Source organism: Burkholderia sp. AU44665 (assembly GCF_030504405.1).
Classification (GTDB): Bacteria; Pseudomonadota; Gammaproteobacteria; order Burkholderiales; family Burkholderiaceae; genus Burkholderia; species Burkholderia semiarida.
On sequence record NZ_JAUJRI010000002.1, the window covers coordinates 651,724 to 673,016 of the forward strand.

General features: G+C 68.8%; 20 protein-coding genes. 2 read left to right on the plus strand and 18 right to left on the minus strand.

The annotated features are described in order from the left end of the window. Positions 1–14 precede the first annotated feature (14 nt). Positions 15–515 carry a CinA family protein gene (locus tag QZM15_RS08150; RefSeq protein WP_059580979.1) on the plus strand — a complete coding sequence of 167 codons (501 nt, stop codon included), beginning with the start codon at positions 15–17 and terminating at the stop codon, positions 513–515. A gap of 33 nt (positions 516–548) precedes the next feature. Here the strand turns inward: QZM15_RS08150 and QZM15_RS08155 are convergent, their stop codons facing one another. The 18 genes from QZM15_RS08155 to mpl all read right to left on the minus strand — a co-directional run bounded on the left by QZM15_RS08155 (position 549) and on the right by mpl (position 20,398). Continuing rightward, the gene (locus QZM15_RS08155) at positions 549–1,607 is read right to left on the minus strand and encodes a haloacid dehalogenase-like hydrolase (protein ID WP_302106161.1); all 1,059 of its coding nucleotides are present in this window, start codon (positions 1,605–1,607) and stop codon (positions 549–551) included. 198 nt (positions 1,608–1,805) lie between these two features. After that, positions 1,806–2,633 (minus strand): orotidine-5'-phosphate decarboxylase, encoded by an 828-nt coding sequence (pyrF, locus tag QZM15_RS08160; protein WP_006483119.1) that lies wholly within the window; start codon positions 2,631–2,633, stop codon positions 1,806–1,808. A 39-nt stretch (positions 2,634–2,672) separates the two neighbouring features. Continuing rightward, a complete protein-coding gene (locus QZM15_RS08165; RefSeq protein ID WP_059580975.1) occupies positions 2,673–3,734 on the minus strand; it encodes an aldose 1-epimerase in 1,062 nt (353 codons plus the stop codon). Positions 3,735–3,784: 50 nt separating this feature from the next. Then, positions 3,785–4,594, minus strand: coding sequence for an SDR family NAD(P)-dependent oxidoreductase (locus QZM15_RS08170; protein WP_059638071.1), 810 nt, complete (start codon positions 4,592–4,594; stop codon positions 3,785–3,787). A 23-nt stretch (positions 4,595–4,617) separates the two neighbouring features. Then, positions 4,618–5,634 (minus strand): L-arabinose ABC transporter permease AraH, encoded by a 1,017-nt coding sequence (gene araH / locus QZM15_RS08175; RefSeq protein ID WP_089434525.1) that lies wholly within the window; start codon positions 5,632–5,634, stop codon positions 4,618–4,620. An 88-nt stretch (positions 5,635–5,722) separates the two neighbouring features. Continuing rightward, positions 5,723–7,234: an L-arabinose ABC transporter ATP-binding protein AraG gene (gene araG / locus QZM15_RS08180; RefSeq protein ID WP_302106162.1), complete on the minus strand. Its 1,512-nt coding sequence runs from the start codon at positions 7,232–7,234 to the stop codon at positions 5,723–5,725. 67 nt (positions 7,235–7,301) lie between these two features. After that, on the minus strand, positions 7,302–8,297 hold the full coding sequence (locus QZM15_RS08185) for an arabinose ABC transporter substrate-binding protein (RefSeq protein WP_302106163.1): 996 nt from the start codon (positions 8,295–8,297) through the stop codon (positions 7,302–7,304). 111 nt (positions 8,298–8,408) lie between these two features. After that, positions 8,409–9,188, minus strand: coding sequence for an SDR family oxidoreductase (locus tag QZM15_RS08190; protein ID WP_059638179.1), 780 nt, complete (start codon positions 9,186–9,188; stop codon positions 8,409–8,411). Next, on the minus strand, positions 9,188–9,865 hold the full coding sequence (locus QZM15_RS08195; RefSeq protein WP_302106164.1) for a 2-dehydro-3-deoxy-6-phosphogalactonate aldolase: 678 nt from the start codon (positions 9,863–9,865) through the stop codon (positions 9,188–9,190). The genes QZM15_RS08190 and QZM15_RS08195 overlap by 1 nt, the downstream gene beginning before the upstream one ends. 22 nt (positions 9,866–9,887) lie before the next feature. Continuing rightward, positions 9,888–10,913 carry a 2-dehydro-3-deoxygalactonokinase gene (locus QZM15_RS08200; RefSeq protein WP_099316058.1) on the minus strand — a complete coding sequence of 342 codons (1,026 nt, stop codon included), beginning with the start codon at positions 10,911–10,913 and terminating at the stop codon, positions 9,888–9,890. Further along, positions 10,910–11,809 (minus strand): IclR family transcriptional regulator, encoded by a 900-nt coding sequence (locus QZM15_RS08205; protein ID WP_059580957.1) that lies wholly within the window; start codon positions 11,807–11,809, stop codon positions 10,910–10,912. Before QZM15_RS08205 ends, QZM15_RS08200 begins: the two co-directional genes overlap by 4 nt. Before the next feature lie 350 nt (positions 11,810–12,159). Further along, entirely contained in the window at positions 12,160–12,558 is a 399-nt protein-coding gene (locus QZM15_RS08210) for an EF-hand domain-containing protein (protein ID WP_099316057.1), read from the minus strand. Positions 12,559–12,634: 76 nt separating this feature from the next. Further along, positions 12,635–14,245, minus strand: a complete 1,611-nt coding sequence (locus tag QZM15_RS08215; protein ID WP_302106165.1) for a S10 family peptidase — start codon at positions 14,243–14,245, stop codon at positions 12,635–12,637. Positions 14,246–14,668: 423 nt separating this feature from the next. Next, positions 14,669–15,406 (minus strand): monofunctional biosynthetic peptidoglycan transglycosylase, encoded by a 738-nt coding sequence (gene mtgA, locus QZM15_RS08220; protein ID WP_302106166.1) that lies wholly within the window; start codon positions 15,404–15,406, stop codon positions 14,669–14,671. Positions 15,407–15,418: 12 nt separating this feature from the next. Continuing rightward, the gene (gene aroE / locus QZM15_RS08225) at positions 15,419–16,285 is read right to left on the minus strand and encodes a shikimate dehydrogenase (protein ID WP_089464529.1); all 867 of its coding nucleotides are present in this window, start codon (positions 16,283–16,285) and stop codon (positions 15,419–15,421) included. After that, a complete protein-coding gene (locus tag QZM15_RS08230; RefSeq protein ID WP_060312609.1) occupies positions 16,282–18,366 on the minus strand; it encodes an RNB domain-containing ribonuclease in 2,085 nt (694 codons plus the stop codon). The genes aroE and QZM15_RS08230 overlap by 4 nt, the downstream gene beginning before the upstream one ends. A gap of 80 nt (positions 18,367–18,446) precedes the next feature. Continuing rightward, on the minus strand, positions 18,447–19,016 hold the full coding sequence (locus QZM15_RS08235) for a YqiA/YcfP family alpha/beta fold hydrolase (RefSeq protein ID WP_060965552.1): 570 nt from the start codon (positions 19,014–19,016) through the stop codon (positions 18,447–18,449). Further along, positions 19,013–20,398 carry a UDP-N-acetylmuramate:L-alanyl-gamma-D-glutamyl-meso-diaminopimelate ligase gene (gene mpl, locus QZM15_RS08240; RefSeq protein ID WP_124861671.1) on the minus strand — a complete coding sequence of 462 codons (1,386 nt, stop codon included), beginning with the start codon at positions 20,396–20,398 and terminating at the stop codon, positions 19,013–19,015. The genes QZM15_RS08235 and mpl overlap by 4 nt, the downstream gene beginning before the upstream one ends. Before the next feature lie 248 nt (positions 20,399–20,646). Between mpl and QZM15_RS08245 the strand changes: the two genes are divergently transcribed. Then, entirely contained in the window at positions 20,647–21,291 is a 645-nt protein-coding gene (locus tag QZM15_RS08245) for a hypothetical protein (protein WP_059580939.1), read from the plus strand. Positions 21,292–21,293: the final 2 nt, after the last annotated feature.

A 21,293-nucleotide genomic window follows, 5' to 3' on the forward strand; every position in this document is an offset into this window, starting at 1 on the left:
GTTTCCCGACGCGCATGCCAACCGATTCCGTCGTCCACCAGCTTGCGATCCGCGCAGGCAACAAGCTGCGTGACGAGCACCTCACGCTCGCCACCGCCGAATCCTGCACCGGCGGGATGATCGCCACGGCGATCACCGACATTTCCGGCAGCAGCCAGTGGTTCGAGCGCGGCTTCGTCACGTACTCGAACCAGGCCAAGATCGAGATGATCGGCGTGCCGCCCGACCTGATCGACAAGCACGGCGCCGTCAGCGAGCCCGTCGCGCGCGCGATGGCCGAAGGCGCGCTGCGCAACAGCCGCGCGCAGGTCGCGCTGTCCGTCACCGGCATCGCGGGCCCGGCCGGCGGCAGCGAGAAGAAGCCGGTCGGCACCGTGTCGTTCGGCTGGAGCAACCGGCTGCATACCGACGTCGAGACGCGCGTGTTCAAGGGCGACCGCGAACAGATCCGCACGCAGGCGGCCGCGCATGCGCTGCGCGGGCTGCTGAAGCTGCTCGACGAACACGAAGGCTGAGCGGCCCGGGCACGCGTGGCGCGCCGCGCCCGCTTATTGGATCGCGTCGGGCTTCACGACGATCCAGTTCTTGTCCGCCGTCACCGGCAGGCCGAGCGCCTTCTGCTTCGCGGCCGATTCGTCCGACCACGCGCGGATCTGCGTCATCTGCTTGTCCTTCTTGTTGACCCACACGCGCACGCCGCCGCGCGCGACGTCGGTCGCGTTCAGCAGCATGTAGCCGTCGGAGCTCGGCGTGTCGCCGGCGACAAGCACCGGCTTCTTCCACTGGTCGATCCAGCCGACGATCGAACCGAGCTTGCCTTCGTACCACGTCATCGGGTTCATCAGGAACGGCGTGATCACGAGGTTGCGGTTCGCGGCCTCGTCGTACTTGCCGGCCTTGATCTGCAGCCGCGACGTGGTCAGCGCGCCGGTGGCCGGGTCGCGCAGCAGCGTCGTCACGCCGATCACGTTCTGCGGCTTCACGTTGTAGCCGTACTTCGGGTCGGACAGCACGAGCCGCGCGAGTTCCTCGTGCGCGGCCGTCATCACGTAGACGTCGATGCCGTTCTCGCGCAGCGCGTTGTACAGCTCCTGCATCCCGCGGAAGAAGCGCGGCGGATTCACCGTGCCGTCGACCACCTTGTCGCCCTGCCAGTAGCGGATCGGGATCGGCTTGCCGTCGGCGAGCATCGCGTCGACGTGGCGCTTCAGGCTGGCGAGCGACTGCCCGGCGAACGCCTGCGCGATCCACGGATAGCAGACCAGATCGTCGATCTCGCACAACCGGTAGTAGTAGCTCGTCAGCGATTCCTTGTAGTCGGCGGAATCCTTGAACGGGATCAGCTTGAGCGACGGATCGAGCGAGTCGCGCGTCAGCACGCCGTGGTTCTCGAGATACGGCAGCAGCGATTCCTCGAGGTCGTAGCGGTAGGTCGTGTTGTCGGCGTCGAACACCGCGTAGTCGCCCCGGTTCGCGTGTGCGGCGATCATCGCGTTCAACGCCTTCGCGCTGTCGGCGGGCCAGTGCGACAGGTCCGCCGCATGGGCGAACGTCATGCACAGCGACGCGGCGAACGCGCTCAGAACACGGCGGGACAGCTTGGGCATGGCGTCGCTCCTTTTCTTGACATTTTCGTGACGGATCGGTGACAAACGGCAGCATGGCGCGACTAAATTGCGCACGTGCAATACGGAAGCGACGGGAAATTGTTCGTGTGCGCCAGGACGGCGAATACACGATGAAGGCGCGCGGCCCGCGAACGCGGGCGCGGCGGTCGAAGGCCGCCCGAGCGGGCGGCCGGTATTTCAGCGATGCGCGTTGATCGTGTCGCGCGTCTTCTGCGCGGCGAGCGCCGCGGCTTCGGCGAAATCCTCGCCCTTGCTCGCATACAGGATCGCGCGCGACGAGTTGATCATCATCCCGGTGCCGTCGGCCGTGCGGCCCGCGTTGACGGTCGCCTGCACGTCGCCGCCCTGCGCGCCGATGCCGGGGATCAGGAGCGGCATGTCGCCGACGATCCCGCGCACGATCTCGATTTCCTTCGGGAACGTCGCGCCGACCACGAGGCCGAGCTGGCCGTTCTTCGCGTTCCACTTGTTCGCCGCGAGATCGGCGACGACCTGATACAGCGGCCGCCCGTTCGTATCGAGGAACTGCAGATCCGAGCCGCCCGGGTTCGACGTGCGGCACAGCACGATCACGCCCTTGCCTTCATGCTCGAAGTACGGCTCGACCGAGTCGTAGCCCATGTACGGGTTCACCGTGACGGCGTCCGCGCGATAGCGCTCGAACGCCTCGCGCGCGTACTGCTCGGCCGTGCTGCCGATGTCGCCGCGCTTCGCGTCGAGGATCACGGGCAGGCCCGGATGCTGGAGATGGATGTGCGCGATCAGCCGCTCGAGCTGGTCTTCCGCGCGATGCGCGGCGAAGTACGCGATCTGCGGCTTGAACGCGCTCGCATACGGCGCGGTCGCGTCGACGATCTGCCGGCAGAATTCGAAGATCGCGTCGGGCTGGCCGTCGAACTGCACGGGAAAGCGCGACGGCTCGGGATCGAGGCCGACGCACAGCAGCGAATTCGTGCGCTGCCACGCGGCGCGCAGCGATTCGATGAAAGTAAGCGGGGAAGACATGGCGGATACTCGCGGCAAACCGTTGGTAGACCGCGTATTTTACCCGCGTCGCCGCGCCGCCTCGCGTGTCGCGCCATTGCCGCGCGCATCGGCGCGCTCGACGGTGAACGCGAAGCGCCGCGTGAGCCGCTCGCCGGGCGCGAGCAGCGTCATCCCGTGCGCGGCCGCGCCGCCCGGCAGGTTCACCGCATTGATCGGATGATCGACCGGCTCGAAGCAGAAGAAATCCTCGCCCGGCGGCGTATAGAGCACGTACGCGTCGGCGTCGGCCGCGACGGTCAGCGACAGCCGGCGGCGCGGCCAGCTCACCGTCGCGTGGCCGCCCCAGCCGGTGAACGCGTGATTGACGAGCGTGGCCGGCAGCGGATACGCGACGCCGAACTGCCAGGCCGGCGGCACGCTGACGTGCCGCACCGGCAGGAAATCGGCGCCCGACAGCCACAGGCCGCCCGCCGCCGCGGCCAGCTCGGTCTCCGTATCGCGCACGAGGAACGGATGCACGCCGAGCCCGAACGGCAGCCGCGCGCGGCCCGCGTTCTCGATCGTCAGCGCGATCGACAGCGTCGCGTCGTCGAGTTCGAACGACTGGATCGCGCGGAACGCATACGGCGCGCCGGCCGCACGATCGAGCGACAGTTGCAGCGACGTGTCGGTCGCATCGTCCACCTGCCACGGCGCGAGCCAGCCGTCGCCGTGGATCGGCAGCGGCTCGTCGCGGCGGTTGCGCGGCACCGCGACCTTGCGCCCGTCGCATTCGAAGCGCCCGCCGCCGATCCGGTTCGAGTACGGCAGCAGCGGGTAGCATGCGAGCTCGTTCGGGTCCGTCACCGTCTCCGGGTGCTCGCAACGGCGGAACACCGGCATCAGCGCGCCGTTGTCGCCGCGCCAGTCGAAGCGCGCGATGCCGCCGCCGAGGTGCGGCAGCACGTCGAGCCGCAGCGACGCGTTCGACAGCGTGACGGCCGCCGCATGCGCGGCGCCGACGCCCTGCGCGAACACGGCCGTCTGCGGGCCGGGGCTGACCGGCTGGGCGGCGGCGGCCAGGCGCGCGCGGCGCGACTGGCTGGCGGACGACGATGCGCGCGAGGACGTGGCGGTCATGGTGAGCTCCTTTCCTTCGTCGAAGAAACGATGCAGGTCGGTGCGAATGGTCAGGCCCAGCCGCCGTCGACGATCACGTCCTGCGCGGTGATCATCCGGCTGTCGTCGGCCGCGAGAAACAGCGCCATCCGTGCGAGGTCTGCCGGCAGCAGTTCGGCGTCGATGCACTGGCCGGCCTTGATCGCCGCGCGGCCCGCGTCGTCGAGCCACAGCCGGCGCTGCTTGTCGGTCATTACCCACCCGGGCACCAGCGAATTCACGCGGATGCCGAACGGGCCGAGGTCGCGCGCGAGGCCGCGCGTCAGGCCCTGCACGGCCGCCTTCGCCATCACGTAGACGGGATAGCCGCCATTCTTCAGCATCCAGCTGATCGAGCCGAGATTGACGATCGAGCCGCCGCCCTGCCGCTTCATGTCGTCGATCACCGCCTGCGCGGCGAAGAACTGATGACGCAGGTTCACCGCGATGCCCGCGTCGAACGACGCCGGCGTCACGTCGCCGATCGCATGGCGCGCGTCGTTCGCCGCGTTGTTCACGAGCACCGCGATCGCGCCGATGCGCGCACGGATCGCGTCGATCGCCCGGCGCAGCGCGTCGATGTCGGTCAGGTCGCAGGACAGGAACAGCGGCGCATGGCGCACGTGCGCGAGGCGTTCGGCCAGCGCGGCGCCGGCCGCCGCGTCGAGATCGACGAACGCGACGCGCGCGCCCTGTTCGGCGAAGTGCTCGACGAACGACGCGCCGATGCCGGTCGCGCCGCCCGTGATCAGCACCGCGCGATCCTCGAGGCTCGGGTAGCGCGCATAGCGCGCGTCGCTCGCCGCCGCGTGCGTGCCCTGCGCTGATGGGTCGATGGTCATGCGTGTCGTCTCCGTGGATTCGGTCAGTCGCGTACGCCGCGGTTCTTCAACTGGTCGAGCAGCACGGCCGCGAGCAGGATCGCGCCGCGCACGAGGTACTGGTAGAACGCGTCGATGTTCAGCAGGTTCATCACGTTCTCGACGGTGCCCATGATCAGCACGCCGATCACGACGCCCGAGATCGTCGCGCGGCCGCCCATCAGCGACACGCCGCCGAGCACGCACGCGGAAATCACGTTCAGCTCGAAGCCTTGCGCGGCGTTCGGCTGGCCCGACGTGATGCGCGACGCGAGGATCACGCCCGCGAGCGCCGTCACCGCGCCCTGGATCAGGAAGATGTACACGCGCGTGCGTTCGACGTTGATCCCCGCGAGCCGCGACGCTTCCGGATTGCCGCCGATCGCGAGCGTGTTGCGGCCGTACACGGTCTGGTTCAGCAGCACGCCGAACCCGATGAAGCACAGCAGCGTGACCCAGATCGGCAGCGACACGCCGAACATCGACAGCCCGCCGAGCGCGATGAACGTATCCGACGACACGCCGACCGCCTGCCCCTTCGACACGATGAAGCCGAGCCCGCGCACGATCTCCATCGTCGCGAGCGTCGTGATCAGCGCGTTGATGCGCAGGTACGCGATCACCGCGCCGTTCACGAAGCCGATCGCGGCGCCGGCCGCGACCGCGGCGACGATCGCGACGAACGTGTTGTCGGTCGCGTTCAGCACCATCGCGCACAGCACGCCGGAGAACGCGACGGTCGAGCCGATCGACAGGTCGAAGTCGCGCGACGCGAGACAGAACATCATCGTGCACGCGACCATGCCGATCTGCGAGATCGACAGCGCGAGGCCCAGCATGTTGTCGATCGAGAAGAAGTGATCGACGGTCAGCGACATCGTGATGAACATCACCGCGAAGATCGCGATCAGGCTGTATTCGGTCAGATGCTGCCACCACTTCTGGCGGTCGCTCTGCTGTGGAACCAGCGCGTCGGCCGACGGCTTCACGGCGGCGCTGGCAAGGTTTTCGTTGGCTTGCATGGTGTGTCTCCTGCTCCTGCATCGCGCGGCCCGCGCCGCGCGTGTTCGATTCGAATGTCCCGGGCTTGTCCGGACGTAGCCGGCCGCGTCAGGCAGCCTCGACCGCGCTCGTCTGCGGCAGCGCGAGGTTCAGCACCGCGTGCTCGTTCGCCTCGGCGCGCGGCAGCTCGCCTGCGATCCGGCCTTCGCGCATCACGACGATGCGATCGGATACGCCGAGCACTTCCGGCAGCTCCGATGACACCATCACGATCGCGCAGCCGCGCTCCGCGAGCCGGTAGATCACGTCGTAGATCTCGTGCTTCGCGCCGACGTCGATCCCGCGCGTCGGCTCGTCGAGGATCACGACCTTCAGGTCGGGCTCCGCGAGCCAGCGCGACAGGATCGCCTTCTGCTGGTTGCCGCCCGACAGGAAGCGGATCTTCTGGCGCCGGTTCGGCGTCTTGATCTTCAGCCGCTGGATGAAGCGGTCGGCCGTTTCGCTTTCGGTCTTGCCGTTGATGAAGAGCCCCGCACGCAGCGAATGGCGGCGGCAACTGATGTTGATGTTCTCCGCGACCGACGCGATCGCGATGATTCCTTCTTCCTTGCGGTCCTCCGGGCACAGCACGATGCCGTGGCGGATCGCGTCGCCGGTGCGCTTCACGTCGATGCGCTGGCCGTCGAGCGTCAGCACGCCCGCGCGCCGGCGGTCCGCGCCGTACACGAGCCGCATCAGCTCGCTGCGGCCGGCGCCGACGAGCCCGAAGAAGCCGACGATCTCGCCCGCGCGCACCGAAAAGCTCGCCGGTTCGCGCAGCGCCGGGCCGTCGACGCCTTCGGCGGAAAACCGCACGTCGCCGAGCGCGCGCGGCGCGTAATGGTAGATGTCGGCGATCTCGCGCCCCACCATCTCGGCGACGAGCCGCTCGCGCGGCACGTCGGCCAGCGCCTCGTGCGACGCGATCTTGCGCCCGTCGCGGAAGATCGTGCACGCGTCGCACAGCCGGTAGATCTCGTCCATCCGGTGCGAGATGTAGATCAGCGCACGGCCCTGCGCGCGCAGATCGTCGACCAGCTTGAACAGCACTTCCGTCTCGCGATGCGACAGCGAGCTCGTCGGTTCGTCGAGCGCGATCACGCGTGCATTGCGCATCAGCGCCTTGCAGATCTCGACCATCTGCCGCTGCGCGATCGACAGCCGCCCGAGCCGCGCGTCGGGGTCGAGATCGACGCCCATCTCGGCGAGCCGCTCGCGCACGTAACGCTTCGCCTCGCGCTTCCTGACCCAGCCGAACGCATTCGGCAGGCGGCCGAGCAGCAGGTTTTCCGCGACCGTCAAATCGGGCACGTACTGCAATTCCTGGTGAATCACCGCGATGCCGGCCGCGATCGACGCGGCCGCATTCGCGAACTGCACGGGCTGGCCGTCGACCAGCACGCTGCCCGCGTCGGGCTGGTATTCGCCGCCGAGAATCTTCAACAGCGTCGACTTGCCCGCGCCGTTCTCGCCCATCAGGCCATGCACCTCGCCCGCATGCACGTCGAACGAAATGCCGTCGAGTGCGCGCACGCCGGGAAATACCTTGCCGATATTGTCAAAACGCAGTGCCGCTGACACGTCGTCTCCCCACTTCCAGATCCATCGACCGCCGGCCGCCGCGTCGCCGCGGCAGCCGGCGGGCCGCTTACTTCGATGCGAGCCCCATCTCCTCGCGCACCTTCGACACGTTCTCGCGCGTCGCGAGCATGCCCGTCGTCAGCGTCAGCGGCGGCGGCGCCTTGCCCTGCGTGATCCACGCGTACATCAGGTCCGAGGTTTCCTCGCCGTGGCGCTTCGGGCTGATGATCACGGTGCCGTAGAAGCCCGTCGGCTGCGGCTTCTTGAACTCGTTCAACGCCGAATCGGAACCGCCGATGCCGATGCCGATCATGTTGTCGGCCTTGAAGCCGCGCCCTTCGGCCGCGCGCACCGCGCCGAGCACGGCCTCGTCGTTCAGGCCGTACGCGACCCAGTGCTTGAACTGCGGGTTCTTCGTGAGCGCGATGTTCGCCGCGTTGAACGCGTTCTCGGTGTCGGTCTTCGCCTGCGGCGCCGCGATCACGTTCGCCTTCGGGAAGCCGGCGGCCACCAGCGCGTCGGTCGCGCCGCTCGTGCGGTCGTGCGCGGTCGGCAACTGCTCGTAGGTGATGTCGATCGCACCGACCTCCTTCACGTCCCAACCGCGCTTCTTGATCTCGGCCGCGATGCCGTCGCCGACCTGCTTGCCGATGTTGTATGCGGAAATCCCCATGTGCGGCACCGACTCGATCGGCTTGCCCGCGCCGTCGACGAGGCGGTCGTCGACCGTCATCATCTTCAGGTTGTGCGACTTCGCCTTCGCGACGATGCCCGGCCCGAGCTTCACGTCGGGCGTGCAGATGATGAAGCCCTGCGCCTTCTGCGCGGACAGGTTGTCGATCGCGCTCATCACCTTCTCGCCGGACGGCGCGCCGATCTTCACGAGCGTGAAGCCCTTCTGCTTCGCGGCGATCTCGGCGAATTTCCACTCGTCCTGGAACCACGGCTCTTCCGGCTGCTTCACCAGGAAGCCGATCTTGACCGGGTCGGCCGCGTGCGCGACCGGGCTGCCCATCACCACCGCGGCCGCGGCGGCCAGCGTTACGAACGTTCTGCGTTTCATCTCCAGTGTCTCCTTGTTTTCATCGAACAGGATGCAGCCGCTTGTTGGTTTCGACGCAGCGTGCGCGCGGCCGTCGCACGTGCGGTCTTTCGAATCGTTACGTCAATCGTGTCAGTCGTGATACAGCGCCGCGCGCCCGCCATCGACGGTGATGCACGCGGCATTGATGAACGGCGCCTCGTCGGACGCCAGGAACACGGCCGTCATCGCGACCTCCTCCGGTTTCCCGATCCGCTTCATCGGCTGCAGCGCAAGCGTCTCGGCGCGCGCGGCGGCCGGATCGGGCTGCGCGTCCCACCAGTCGCGCGTCAGCTGCGTCTCGATGTAGCCCGGCGCGATCGCGTTCACGCGCACGTTGCGCGCCGCGTATTCGATGCCGAGCGCACGCGTGAGACCGAGCACGCCGTGCTTCGCGACCGGGTATGGAAAGCAGCCCGGAATGATCCTGAACGCGTGCGTCGACGCGATGTTCACGATGCTGCCGCGGCCGCGCTCGACCATGCCCTCCAGCGCCGCGCGGCAGCCGTGCCACACGCCGTCGAGATCGACCGCGAAGCAGCGCCGCCAGTCGTCGTCGGTCATCGTCAGCGGATCGGCGAACACGTTGATGCCCGCGTTGTTCACGAGCACGTCGAGCGGGCCGAACGCCGCTTCCGTCCGCGCGAGCGCATCGCGCACCGCCTGCTGCCGCGCGACGTCGGCCTGCAACGGCAGCACGCGCGCGCCGTCGCATTCGTGTGCGATCGCGGCGGCCGTGTGCTGCGCCTGCGGGAAGTCGAGATCGACGAGCGCGACGGCCGCGCCTTCGCGCACGAACGCACGCGCGATCGCGGCGCCGATGCCGCGGCCCGCGCCCGTCACCATCGCGACCTTGCCCGCGAGGCGGCCCATCATGCGGCTCCGCCGCGTGCCGCGCGCAAGCCGGCCTGGAACGCGCGCGCATTCGCCGCGGTCGTATCCGCCGACTGGCCGGGACGGTACAGCGCCGAGCCGAGCCCGAAACCGTTCGCGCCGGCGTCGAGAAACGGCCGCATGTTGTCCGGTGCGATCCCGCCGACCGGAACCAGCGGCACCGCACGGTCGATCACCGCGCGCCACGCCTTCACGACCGTCACGCCGAGCTGCTCGGCCGGGAACATCTTCAGCACGTCGGCGCCGTTCGTCAGCGCCGCGAATGCTTCGGTCGGCGTCGCGACGCCCGGCGCGCTCGCCAGCCCGCGCTCGCGGGCGCGGCGGATCACGGCCGCGTCGCTGTGCGGCATCACGATCAGCGCGCCGCCCGCGTCCTGCACGCGGTCGACGTACTCGGCGCGCAACACCGTGCCCGCGCCGACGATCATGTCGTCGGGCAACGCACGGCGCAGCGCCGCGATGCTGTCGAACGGCTCCGGCGAGTTCAGCGGCACCTCGACGATCCGGAAGCCGGCTTCGTAGAGCGCGCGGCCGTGGTCGGCCGCTTCCGCGGGCGTGATGCCACGCATGATCGCGATCAGCGGGCACGCATCGAACCCGCGCATCAATGCGGCGTGGGGCGTGTACGGCGCGGGCAATGTCAGGTCGGACGGCATCGAAGATTCCTCTGCAAGCAGTTCACTGGTCGGCGCAGACGGGCTCGCCGTCCGCGCGCACGAGCCCGGCGCGCGACGCGATCCGCCACAGGCCGCGCTCGGTCGCCTGCGCGGCGACACGCGCATGCGCATGGCCGAATACCTGGAGCGCATCGACGTAGCGCGAACACAGGCCGTCGTCGCCGATCAGCAGCAGCGGCTGGTCCGCGAGCGCGATGCCGCGCTCCGCGAGCATCGCGTCGAGCGCATTGAGCTCATGGCCGATCAGCAGGCCGGACAGGTAGTCGCCCTGCGCATCCGGCGCGAGCCGGTCGGTCAGGCCGAGCGTGCGCGTGCTGAAAATCGTCGCGAGCAGCCCCGTGTGCCGCGCGCCGCGCGCGACCGCCACGCCGCGCACGAACGCGCCACGGTCGGGCGACGCACCCGCGCGCATCGTGCGGCCGAGGATCGTGTGATCGCGCAGCACCGCGAACAGCTCGCCCGTCATGAAGGTCTGGAAGCGTTCGATCAGCCCGTCCTTCACCCACGCCCATTTCGCATGCGTGCCCGGCAAGCCGATCAGTACCCCTGAACGATCGGCGCCAAGCGTGGGATCGCTCGCGAGCGCGCCGACGATCTGCGTTTCTTCGCCGCGCATCACGTCGGGCAAGTCGCCCGTCGCGATCACGCCCGGCACGATCGAGACTGTCGCGCCGCGCGCCGTCGTCACCGTGATGAGGCCCGCGACGAGCGCGTCGGCGCCGGCCGGCACCGCGACGTACGGCGCTTCGCGCCAGCCCTGCGCGCTACCGACCATCCCGGCGGCGAGCACCGGCAGGCCGGGCGTGCGGTCGAGCCAGTCGCCGCACGCTTCCTCGAACACCGCGTCGAACGCACGCGCGCCGCCACCCGGCACGTGCATCACGCCGGCCGCCCGGCTGCGCGTGTCGATCGGCACGCCGTGCGCGTCGTACAGATAGGCGCGCAGCGACGTGGTGCCCCAGTCGAGCGCGATCAGCGACGGGGCGGCGGAACAGGCATCCGGAACGGGCCGGGTCGAAGTCGTCATCGTTTGATCCTGCGGGTACCCTGCGGCGGGCTCCAGCCCAGTTCCGCGGAAATGGCTCGCGCTTCGCGCTGCACGAGCGGAATCAGTTCGTCCATCCGGTCGTGCGGCATGTACGGAATCGTGCTCGCGACCGACACCGCCGCGACGATCGCGCCCGACGCGTCGCGGATCGGCGCGGCCACGCAGCGGATCGACGCCTCGTTTTCCTCGAGGTCGAACGTATAGCCGCCGGCCGCGTAATGGGCCATGCGCTGCAGGAACGCATTCGTCTCGGGCCGGTTGTCGGGCTTGAAGTTGACGCCGGCCAGCGCGCGCCGCGCGGCTTCGAACAGCGAGCGCCACAGCTCGGGATCGAGGTCGAGCATCATCGCCTTGCCGATGCCGGTCGATGCGAGCGGCATCCGGTGGCCGACGCGCGAGCGCATCTCGAGGCCGCGCGTGCCGGGAATCTTGTCGATGTACAGCACGTCGTCGCCGTCGCGCACGCCGAGATGGATCGTATCGAGCGTCGCTTCCGCGAGCGCCTCCAGATGCGGACGCGCCACCGCGGTGAGCGGCATCTGTTCGAGCGCGATCGTGCCGAGCTCGATCAGCTTCGGGCCGAGCAGGTAGCCGCCCTGCACCTGGCGCAGATAGCGCGCCTGCACGAGGCTGCTGACGAGGCGATGCGTCGTGCTGCGCGTCGTGCCGAGCGCGGCGCCGATCGCACGCATGTCGCGCGCACCGTTCGCGATCGCCTCGAGAATCGCGAGGCCGCGCAGCAGCGTCTGCGTGCCGGCCTGCTGCGCGGCGAGGTCGAGCGGCGTGCTGGTCGCGCCGATGCTGTCGGTCAGCGACGGTTCGGCCGGCATCGCGCGCCGGGCGTCGAGGGCAAGGGAGTCTGGCATCTTGGTCATGGGGCGGGGCTTCTTCAACGGAATCGGTGAAGCCGCTCGCGCGGCGCCGGAACTGCGTCCCGTGCTGCGGCGTGGCGGCGGTCGATGCACCGAGTAAAGCGCCCGGCGAACTTCATGGAAGGTGTCTCCGTGTGCGACGGGCGCCGCGCGATGCGTGGGTCCGAAGCTGTCGATGTGCTTCGGATTGTAGGAGCGCACGCACTCGGCTCCAATATTTGAATGCGTTGTCCAGATAATGAGAATTCAGGCGAGATCGACCCGGGGGCTCGCGCAACCGCCCGGCGATGCGCACGGGGGCGGAACCCGCCGTGCCGCAGGTTCCGCCCCCGTTTGCTCCCCGCGTCCCGCGCTTACTGCTGGCTCGTGCCGCGCGCCTGCATGTAGCGCTGTACGTCGGCGAACGACACGCGGCCGCTGCCGCCCGCATCGATCTGCCGGAAGTGGTTCGCGACGTAGCCGAGGCCGGCCGCGCGCGCCTGCGACTCGGTGATCGAACCCGTGTTCTGCGTGTCGGCCGCGCTGAACTGCCGCGCGAGCTTGCGCACCACCTGCGCATGCAGTGCGGCGCCGGTCGTCTGCGTGCCGGCGCTCGCGTGGCGCGCGGCCGGCGGCACGTACGGATCGCCGAGCTGCGCCTGGCGCGCACGCGCCGGCGCGACGGCGTCGCTCGCCTGTGCGAACGCGGAAATGGATGTGGCGGCGCAGACGCATGCAAGCGCCGCGGCAACGACGATGAAACGATTCTTCATGTCAGGCTCCAGTCTGGAATGAGGTCGACTGCCGGCGAGCGGCGCCGCCGAGGGCACCTGTCGCCGGCCTCGCGCATCAGTGCGCGGCCGCGTTGTAGAAGGTCACGAGGTCGGCTTTCTCCTGCGGACGCGACGTATCGTCGAGATAGACCATGTGCCCGCCCTGATAGTCCTTGATCGTCAGGTTCGGTTGCGTGCCGAGCCGCGCGAGGTCGAGCTCGGTCTGGTAGAACGGCGTCGCGATGTCGTGATACCCGTTCAGCGACAGCACCTTCAATTGCGGATTCAGCGTCAGCGCCGCGGCCAGATCGGGGATCGTGTCGGGCATCGCGAGGCCGTCGTGCGTCCAGTCCCACGTGTTGATCGCATTGCTGCTCACCGAGTAGGCCGACTGCGCGGTGTACTTGAGTTCGTTCGGCAGGTAGCTGCCGATCGTGTCGGTGAACGGCTTCGTGATGAACGAGCTGGACGGATCGCCGTCGGCCGCGAGCGGGCTCGACAGGGGCACGTTCACGCGTGCGTCGTAGCGGCCGATCAGCGTGCCCGGAACGAGCGACAACTGGAAGCTGTTGTCGAAGAAGGTCGGGACCACGTTGAAGTCCGCATTCCACAGCGCCTGCTTCACGCCGGTCGAATTCACCATCGTCGTGACCAGGTTCGGCGGCGGTGGCGTGTGGCTCGCGAGGTACGCGTTCACGGCGGGCGCGTAGCTGCCGGCCGTCAGCAGGCGCATCTGGTCCGCATACTGCGGCAGGTTCGACGGGTTCGGGTTGTCGAGCTGATAGTACGCGCCGACCGTGCCGTACGACGGCACGAAGCCCGCGCAGCTCACCGGGCTCGCGCCGTTGTTCGAGTTGCCGACATAGTCGCTCGCCATGTCGCAGTTGGTGTTGTAGTTCAGGATCGACGACTGCAGCACGATGCCGTCGAGCTTCACGCCGGCCGTCTCGAGCAGGTTCGCGAGCACGTCGGTGCGCGGCGTGCCGTACGACTCGCCGAACAGGTATTTCGGCGAAGCGCCGCGCTGGTTCACGTTCAGGTAGCGCGTCACGAAATCGCGGAATGCGCCGGCGTCCTGGTCGACGCCCCAGAACGTCTGGTTCGTGTTCGGCGCGATCGCCTCCGAAAAGCCGGTGCCGATCGCATCGACGAACACGAGGTCGGTCGTGTCGAGCAGCGTGTCCTGGTTGTCGACGAACGGGAACGTCGACGTGTTCGCGTTCGGGTCGCCGGTCTGGATCCGGCGCGGGCCGAACGAGCCGAGATGCAGCCACACCGAGGCCGAACCGGGGCCGCCGTTGTACAGCAACGTGACGGGCCGCTTCGCGGCGGGCTGGTTGTCGGCCGTGTAGGCGACGTAGAAGAACGACGCTTCGGGCGCGCCCGTCTGCGGATTGCGCGCGACGAGGTGGCCGGCGGTGGCCGTGTACCGGATCGTCTTGCCGTTCAGCGTGATCTGGTGGTGCGTGACGGCCGCCTTTTCGACCGCGGCGGCCGCGTCGAGCGACGCGGTGGCACTCGACGAATAACTGTTCGGATCGTTGTACGCGCGGTCGACCTGACCGGCGGGATCGGCTGAATTCGCGGCGCTCGCCGCAGCGGACGACGTCACGTCGTCGTTGCAGGCCGTCAGAATCAGCGAAGAACACACCACCCCCAACAACAGCTTCGCTTTGCTCGCTGGCATCGTTGCGTTCCTTCTCTCGGATGTTTTTCGTGTCGAGCAGCCGGATAAGCCGCCCCCCGCCTCGATTGCGGCCGATGAGCCGAGGCGCCGGCCAATATACGCGAGCCCGCCGGCTTTGAAAAATTTGGAAATATTTGGCGTGCGGCCGGTGCGGCGCACACCTTTCAGGAATGCTTCGATTCGCGAAACGTTGCATTTCACGTCGCTTTCGCCGACTTTCGCGTTGACGGGAAACGACTAAAAAAGCACCCGTTTCGTGCGATGTCGGTCAACAAAAGCAGGTAGTCGCCGATATTGCTCAGGAAATCGAAATAGACGGATTCGTCTAAAGGATCCGGCCCGACATGATTGCGACACGAATGCGCTGCGGTGCAGCAACCGTGCGCCAACGGCAGAACGGACAATGCAGCGGCGCGGCGCCGCTTACTCGGATTGCGGCAGCTCGGCCGCCCCCATCCGGCGCGCGATGACCGCCGCACGCTGCGCCTGGTAGGCCGAGCCGCGATGCGCGTCGAACCAGCGCGGCTTCGGCAGCATGACCGCGAGACGCGCCGACTGCCACGCGCCGAGCCGGCTCGCGGGAATCCTGTAGTAATAGCGTGCGGCCGCCTCGGCGCCGTACACGCCGCGGCCCCATTCGACCGAATTCAGGTAGACCTCGAAGATGCGTTCCTTGTCGAGCACCGTTTCGAGCATCCACGTGATGATGAGCTCCTGCCCCTTGCGGATGTAGCTCTTCTCGCGCGACAGGAACAGGTTGCGGGCGAGCTGCTGCGTGATCGTCGAGCCGCCCGCGACGATCCTGCCGCGCGCCTTGTTCTTCTCCCACGCCTGCAGGATCGCGTCGACGTCGTAGCCGTTGTTGGTCGCGAACGTCGAATCCTCGGAGGCGATCAGCGCCCGCTTCAGGTTGCGCGAGATCTGGTCGTACGGCACCCACTGGTGCCGGATCTGCGCGGGCGGCGTGTCGCGCGACAGCCACCACGCGTCGGTGCGCATGAATGCGGTCGAGCCCGGATTCACGAACGACCACAGCGCGATCTGCGCGAGATAGAACAGTTGCGTCGCGAGCCACGCGAGCGCGAACACCGACCCTGCGTAGACGAGCCAGCGAGCGACGCTCACCGTACGCGTGCGCTGCATGCCGCTCACCGCCACCACGTGCCGCTCCGTTCAGCTCGCCGCGAGCGCCTGGCGCAGCGCGGCCAGCACCGGCGCACCGTCCGGCCGCACGCCGCGCCAGATGAAGAACGATTCGGCGGCCTGTTCGACGAGCATCCCGAGCCCGTCGGCCGTGCGCGCGCCGAGCGACGCCGCGTGCTGCATGAACACGGTCGGCTGCGCGCCGTACATCATGTCGTACGCGAGCGTGCCCGTGCCGAACGCGGCCGCGTCGCATTCCGGCAGCGCGGCATCGAGGCTGCCGGCCGTCGCATTGATCACCACGTCGTACGGCTCGGCGCGCACGACGCCGGGGCCGCCGCCCGCGAGCGTGCAGCCCGCATCGTGCGCGGCCTGCATGAACTGGCCGACGAGCGCCTCGGCCTTGCTCGCGGTGCGATTCACGATTTCGATCGACAGCGGCGCGCGGTCGAGCAGCGGCAGCACGACGCCGCGCGCGGCGCCGCCCGCGCCGAGCAGCAGGATGCGCGCACCGGCGAGCGACACGCCGAGATTCGCCTCGATGTCGCGCACGAGGCCGACGCCGTCGGTGTTGTCGCCATGGAGGCGGCCGTCGGCGTCGATGCGCAGCGTGTTCACCGCACCGGCCGCCGCCGCGCGCGGCGACAGCGTATCGGCGAGCGCATGCGCGTCGAGCTTGAACGGCACCGTCACGTTCGCGCCGCGTCCGCCTTCGGCGACGAACGCGCGCACCGCGGCCTCGAACCCGTCGACCGGCGCGAGCCGGTGCGTGTACTCGATCGGCTCGCCGGTCTGCGCGGCGAACTGCGCGTGGATGAACGGCGACTTGCTGTGCGCCACCGGGTTGCCGAACACGACATAGCGGTCGACGCCGCTCATCGACGCAGTTGCGTTCATGATGCGCGCCCCGCTTCGCCGTCGTTACCGCCCGCGGCCTCGCCGCCCTCTGCCGCCGCGTCGCCCGATTCGGCCAGCGCCTCGGCCTCGGCTTGCGCCGACGCGTCTTGCGCGTCGACCAGCGTATCGTCGCCGCCTTCGGCGTCATCCTCTTCGTCGGCCGCGTCGCCGCTCGTCACGGTCGGCGCGTCGAGCACGTTCAAGAGCCGCACCGACGCCTCGATCGTCAGCTCGTCGAGCGACATCACGTCGAGCAGCACGCGCGTGCCGCGCGCATGCACGCCGAGCCCCGGCACGTGCAGCAGCAGCGGGATTTCCTCGAGGCGCACGAGATCGCCCTTCACGACGCTCGCGACCACCTGCTTCTTCTGCTCCTGCGCGAGCCAGCGCAGGCACCAGAAGTACTCCATCCGGCGCTGATAGTCGGCGTAGGCCGTATACGTATCGTCGAAGCCCTGCACGACCGCGTAGAGATCGGCGTCCTTCGGCTTGAACGGCGCGGCGAGCTTCGCGGTGACGCCGTGCTGCACGCACGCGAGCAGCTGCCACTGGTTCACGAGGTCGACGTAGCGGCGCAGCGGCGACGTGCTCCACGCGTATTGCGCGACGCCGAGGCCTTCGTGCGGCGCGGCCGTCGTCTGCATCCGCGTGCGCTTCGGGCCCGGCGCGCCGAAGCCGCGCTGCGACCGGTAGATGCCCGGCACCGTATGGTCGTGCAGGAACGCGCCCCAGGTCGAGTTCGCGAGGATCGCGAGCTCCGACACGATCAGGTCGAGCGGCGAGCCGCGGCGGCGCGGCGTGATCGTCACGTGCTCGCCTTCGACGTAGAAGTTGTAGTCGGTGTTGCGCTGCACCTCGCGCTTCAGCCCGTAGCCCGCGCGCGCGACCTGGCGCTTCTCGAACAGCGCCTGCGCGAGCGGCCACAGCACGGCGATGTCGTCCTTGTGCGGATAGTCGCCGGTGCCGGCCGCGAGCGTCTCTTCGTTGACGAGCTCGTCGAGCGTGTTGTGGCGCAGGTTGCTCTTCACGAACACGAGCTCCGCGCGCGTCTCGTTCGCGACGATCTCCTGCGTCTCGCGGTTGACGATGATGTACAGCGACAGCGCCGGGCGATAGTCACCCTCTTTCAGCGTGAACACGTCCACCACGTCGTCCGGCAGCATCGTGATCTTGTCGCCCGGCATGTAGACGGTCGACAGGCGCGCACGCGCGATCGCGTCGACCGGGTCGCCGCGCACGATGCCGAGCGCCGGCGCCGCGATGTGCACGCCGATCCGCACCCGGCCGTCGGACAGGTGCTCGACCGAGAACGCGTCGTCGATTTCGGTGGTCGTGATGTCGTCGATCGAGAACGCCTCGACGTTCGCGCGCGGCAGGTCGTCCGGCAGCGGGCCGACCGTGACGGGCGGAAAGCCCGTGCCGTGCGGGAAGAATTCCGCGAGAAAGCGCGCTTCGTGCAGCGCACGCGGCGACTCGATGCCGCCGCAGTCGAGCATCAGCCGCGCCGGCGACACGCCGCGCGCGCCGGCCGCCGCTTCCATCGCCTTGTATTCGATCGAATTCTTGTCCGGCCGCGTCAGCAGCCCGAGCACCTTGCCCGCGAACGCTTCCGGCAGCTTGCCGGCCTTCAGTTCCTCTTCATACTGCGCCTGCACGAGCGCCTGCTGGCGCTTGCGCTCGAGCGACGCGAGCGCCATCTTGAGCTGCTCTTCCGGCGCGCGCTGGTACTGGCCGCGCCCCTTGCGGCGAAAATAGACGGGCGAGCCGTGCAGCCGCAGCACCAGCGCGGCGCGCTCGACCGGGCCGTACGTCGCGCCGAAGTATTCGGCGGCCAGCGCCGTGTACGCGAACTCGTCGGCCGGCGCGCATTCCCACAGAAAATCCAGATCGATCTGCTGCGCGGCCGTGTCGGCCTCCTGCATCAGTTCGCTTGCGGCCGGCTTGTCGAATTCGATCAGCACGTCTTTCGCGCGCACCTTCGCGCGCCGCCCGCCGGGCAACTCGACCTGAAATGCGTCGCCCTGGCGCGACAGCACGCTGCCCGCCTTGAAACTGCCCGATTCCTCGAAGAAAACGTTCACTCAGTACTCTCGTTCAGACTGCCGGGCGCCGCGTCGGCGGCGCCGCATGATGTTGGGGATTCGATCGGCACGCGGCCGGTTTATGACGTCTTTCCGTCGCAAAACGCGAGAACGTCGTCGACATAGTCGGCAAATTCGCTGATCCCGTGATCGCTGCCGTCGATCACGCGGGTTTTCGCGCCCGGGTAATGGGCGAGCATCTCGCGATAATCGAGCACTTCGTCGCCGGTCGCCGCGAACAGATAGTAGCGGTCGGCGCGCGTGATCGCCGGCACGCGCAGCGCGTCGAGTTCGTGCAGGTGGCGGCGCTCGACGACGATCGTGCCGCCGCCGTGCCACAGCGGCTGCTCGCCCAGATGCTGTTCGAGATCGCGCTGCGGCACGATCGCCGGATTCAGCAGCACGGCTTTCCAGCCATGCTTTTCGGCGAGCCACGTCGCGTAATACCCGCCGAGCGAGCTGCCGATCACGGTCACGTCGCGCGCGCCCGCGACCTCGGCTTCCGCGATCGCGATCGCGTCGAGCGGCGACACCGACAGCGACGGGCACCGCCACTCGCCGGTGCGGCCGAGTTCGGCCATGCGCGCGGCGAGCAGCCGCGACTTCTGCGATTCCGGCGACGACCGGAAGCCGTGCAGATACAGGATCACGTGCGGCTCCCGAGCGCGTCGAGCAGCTTCTGGTGCACGCCGCCGAAACCGCCGTTGCTCATCACGAGCACATGGTCGCCCGGGCGCGCGGCCTCGACCACCGCCTTCACCAGCGCGTGCAGGTCGTCGAATGCGCGCGCACGCTCGCCGAGCGGCGCGAGCGCTTCGGCAAGATTCCAGCCGAGCGCATCGCGCCCGGTCGGTGCGCCGTAGCCGAACACGAGATCGGCGTCGGCGAGGCTCGACGGCAATTGCGACTTCATCACGCCGAGCTTCATCGTGTTCGAGCGCGGCTCCAGCACGGCGAGGATGCGGGCATTCTTGCGGCCGATGCGCGCGCGAAGGCCGGCGATCGTGGTGTCGATCGCGGTTGGATGGTGGGCGAAATCGTCATAGACGGTCACGCCGTCCACGCTGCCGCGCACTTCCATGCGGCGCTTCACGTTGCGGAACGAGGCGAGCGAAACGGCCGCCTGCGCGGGCGGCACGCCGACGTGGCGCGCGGCGGCGATCGCCGCGAGCGCGTTCATCCGGTTGTGGTCGCCCTGCACCTGCCACGCGACTTCGCCGACACGCTCGGCTTGGCGATACACCGCGAAGCGTTCGTCCACCGGCACGCCGTCCTCGGCCGGCAGCGCCTGCCAGCCGCCGTCGACGCCGAAGCGTTCGACCTCGCTCCAGCAGCCGCGCGCCAGCACGCGCTCGAGCGCGTCGGAGCGGCCGTTCGTGACGATCCGCCCGACGCCGGGCACGGTGCGCACCAGATGATGGAATTGCGTCTCGATCGCGGCGAGATCGGGGAAGATGTCGGCGTGATCGAATTCCAGGTTGTTCAGCACCGCGGTGCGCGGCCGATAGTGCACGAACTTCGAGCGCTTGTCGAAGAATGCCGTGTCGTACTCGTCGGCCTCGATCACGAAGAAGCTCGAATCGGTAAGCCGCGCGGACACGCCGAAGTTCAGCGGCACGCCGCCGATCAGGAAGCCCGGGTTGAGCCCCGCGTCCTCCAGCAGCCACGCGAGCATCGACGACGTGGTCGTCTTGCCGTGCGTGCCCGCCACGGCAAGCACCCACTTGCCGGCCAGCACGTGCTCGCCGAGCCACTGCGGGCCGGACACGTAAGGCAGGCCGCGATCGAGGATCGCCTCCATCAGCGGATTGCCGCGCGTGACGACGTTGCCGATCACGAACAGGTCCGGCTTCAGGTCGATCTGCTCGGCGCCGTAGCCGTCGATCAGCGTGATGCCCTGCGCCTCGAGCTGCGTGCTCATCGGCGGATAGACGCCCGCGTCGCAACCCGTCACCGTGTGGCCCGCCGCGCGTGCGAGTACGGCGAGACCGCCCATGAAGGTGCCGCAGATGCCAAGAATGTGGATGTGCATAGATGAATGCTTTCGCGCCGCCGGGGCGCCGTCGATTCGGAAAGGATGCGTGCGCGGCGCGCCGGCGAGGCCGTGCGGCCGGCGCCCGGCCAACGACCTGGCCGCGACACAAAAGAGCACTATTGTAACTGACGGCCTGCGATGCCCGGCGGCCCGAACGATGCGGGCGAACGGCGCCGCCACCCTCGGGCGGCGGGCCGCCGCACCCGTGCTCGGGCGCCGCGACGATCGAGTATGATTGCCGGATCATGTCTCGCAAACCTCTTGTCGACCCGCGGCGCGTCCGCGAGGAAATCGCCCAGTCCGCCGCCCGCCTGATCGCGGAGGACGGGCTGGACTACGCCGGCGCGAAACGCAAGGCCGCGCGCCAGTTGCTGGGCGATTCGCGCGTTGCGGGCGAATGGCTGCCGGATAACGACCAGATCGAGGAAGAACTGCGCGAGTACCTCGCGCTGTTCCAGAGCGACACGCAGCCGGACGAACTGCGCCGCCTGCGCGAGATCGCGCTCGACTGGATGCGCCGGCTCGCCGAGTTCCATCCTTACGTGACGGGCGCCGTGCTGAACGGCACCGCGAACGCGCATTCGGATATCCATTTGCAGGCGTTCACCGACAACCCGAAGGACGTCGCGATCTACCTGCTGAACCAGAACGTCCAGTACGACGTGTCCGAGACGCGGCATTTCGCGGGCCGCGGCGACGTCGAGACGCTCAGTTTCCTGTGGCGCCCGCGGCGCGACGTGGACGCGATCGGCATCCATCTCGCGCTGTATGCGAGCGACGACCTGCGCGGCGCGGTGAAGGCCGACGCGCGCGGCCGCGTCGCCCGCGCGGACGCCGCCGCACTGCGCGCACTCGTCGCGGCAGGCGAGGCCCCTTCCGAACCGGAATGATT

What these genes read in the sequence shown, in the direction of transcription:
- QZM15_RS08150 (WP_059580979.1), top strand. Translation starts at nt 15, where the DNA reads ATGCCAACCGATTCCGTCGTCCACCAGCTTGCGATCCGCGCAGGCAAC.
- QZM15_RS08155 (WP_302106161.1), bottom strand. Translation starts at nt 1,607, where the DNA reads ATGCCCAAGCTGTCCCGCCGTGTTCTGAGCGCGTTCGCCGCGTCGCTG.
- pyrF (WP_006483119.1), bottom strand. Translation starts at nt 2,633, where the DNA reads ATGTCTTCCCCGCTTACTTTCATCGAATCGCTGCGCGCCGCGTGGCAG.
- QZM15_RS08165 (WP_059580975.1), bottom strand. Translation starts at nt 3,734, where the DNA reads ATGACCGCCACGTCCTCGCGCGCATCGTCGTCCGCCAGCCAGTCGCGC.
- QZM15_RS08170 (WP_059638071.1), bottom strand. Translation starts at nt 4,594, where the DNA reads ATGACCATCGACCCATCAGCGCAGGGCACGCACGCGGCGGCGAGCGAC.
- araH (WP_089434525.1), bottom strand. Translation starts at nt 5,634, where the DNA reads ATGCAAGCCAACGAAAACCTTGCCAGCGCCGCCGTGAAGCCGTCGGCC.
- QZM15_RS08185 (WP_302106163.1), bottom strand. Translation starts at nt 8,297, where the DNA reads ATGAAACGCAGAACGTTCGTAACGCTGGCCGCCGCGGCCGCGGTGGTG.
- QZM15_RS08190 (WP_059638179.1), bottom strand. Translation starts at nt 9,188, where the DNA reads ATGGGCCGCCTCGCGGGCAAGGTCGCGATGGTGACGGGCGCGGGCCGC.
- QZM15_RS08195 (WP_302106164.1), bottom strand. Translation starts at nt 9,865, where the DNA reads ATGCCGTCCGACCTGACATTGCCCGCGCCGTACACGCCCCACGCCGCA.
- QZM15_RS08200 (WP_099316058.1), bottom strand. Translation starts at nt 10,913, where the DNA reads ATGACGACTTCGACCCGGCCCGTTCCGGATGCCTGTTCCGCCGCCCCG.
- QZM15_RS08205 (WP_059580957.1), bottom strand. Translation starts at nt 11,809, where the DNA reads ATGACCAAGATGCCAGACTCCCTTGCCCTCGACGCCCGGCGCGCGATG.
- QZM15_RS08210 (WP_099316057.1), bottom strand. Translation starts at nt 12,558, where the DNA reads ATGAAGAATCGTTTCATCGTCGTTGCCGCGGCGCTTGCATGCGTCTGC.
- QZM15_RS08215 (WP_302106165.1), bottom strand. Translation starts at nt 14,245, where the DNA reads ATGCCAGCGAGCAAAGCGAAGCTGTTGTTGGGGGTGGTGTGTTCTTCG.
- aroE (WP_089464529.1), bottom strand. Translation starts at nt 16,285, where the DNA reads ATGAACGCAACTGCGTCGATGAGCGGCGTCGACCGCTATGTCGTGTTC.
- mpl (WP_124861671.1), bottom strand. Translation starts at nt 20,398, where the DNA reads ATGCACATCCACATTCTTGGCATCTGCGGCACCTTCATGGGCGGTCTC.
- QZM15_RS08245 (WP_059580939.1), top strand. Translation starts at nt 20,647, where the DNA reads ATGTCTCGCAAACCTCTTGTCGACCCGCGGCGCGTCCGCGAGGAAATC.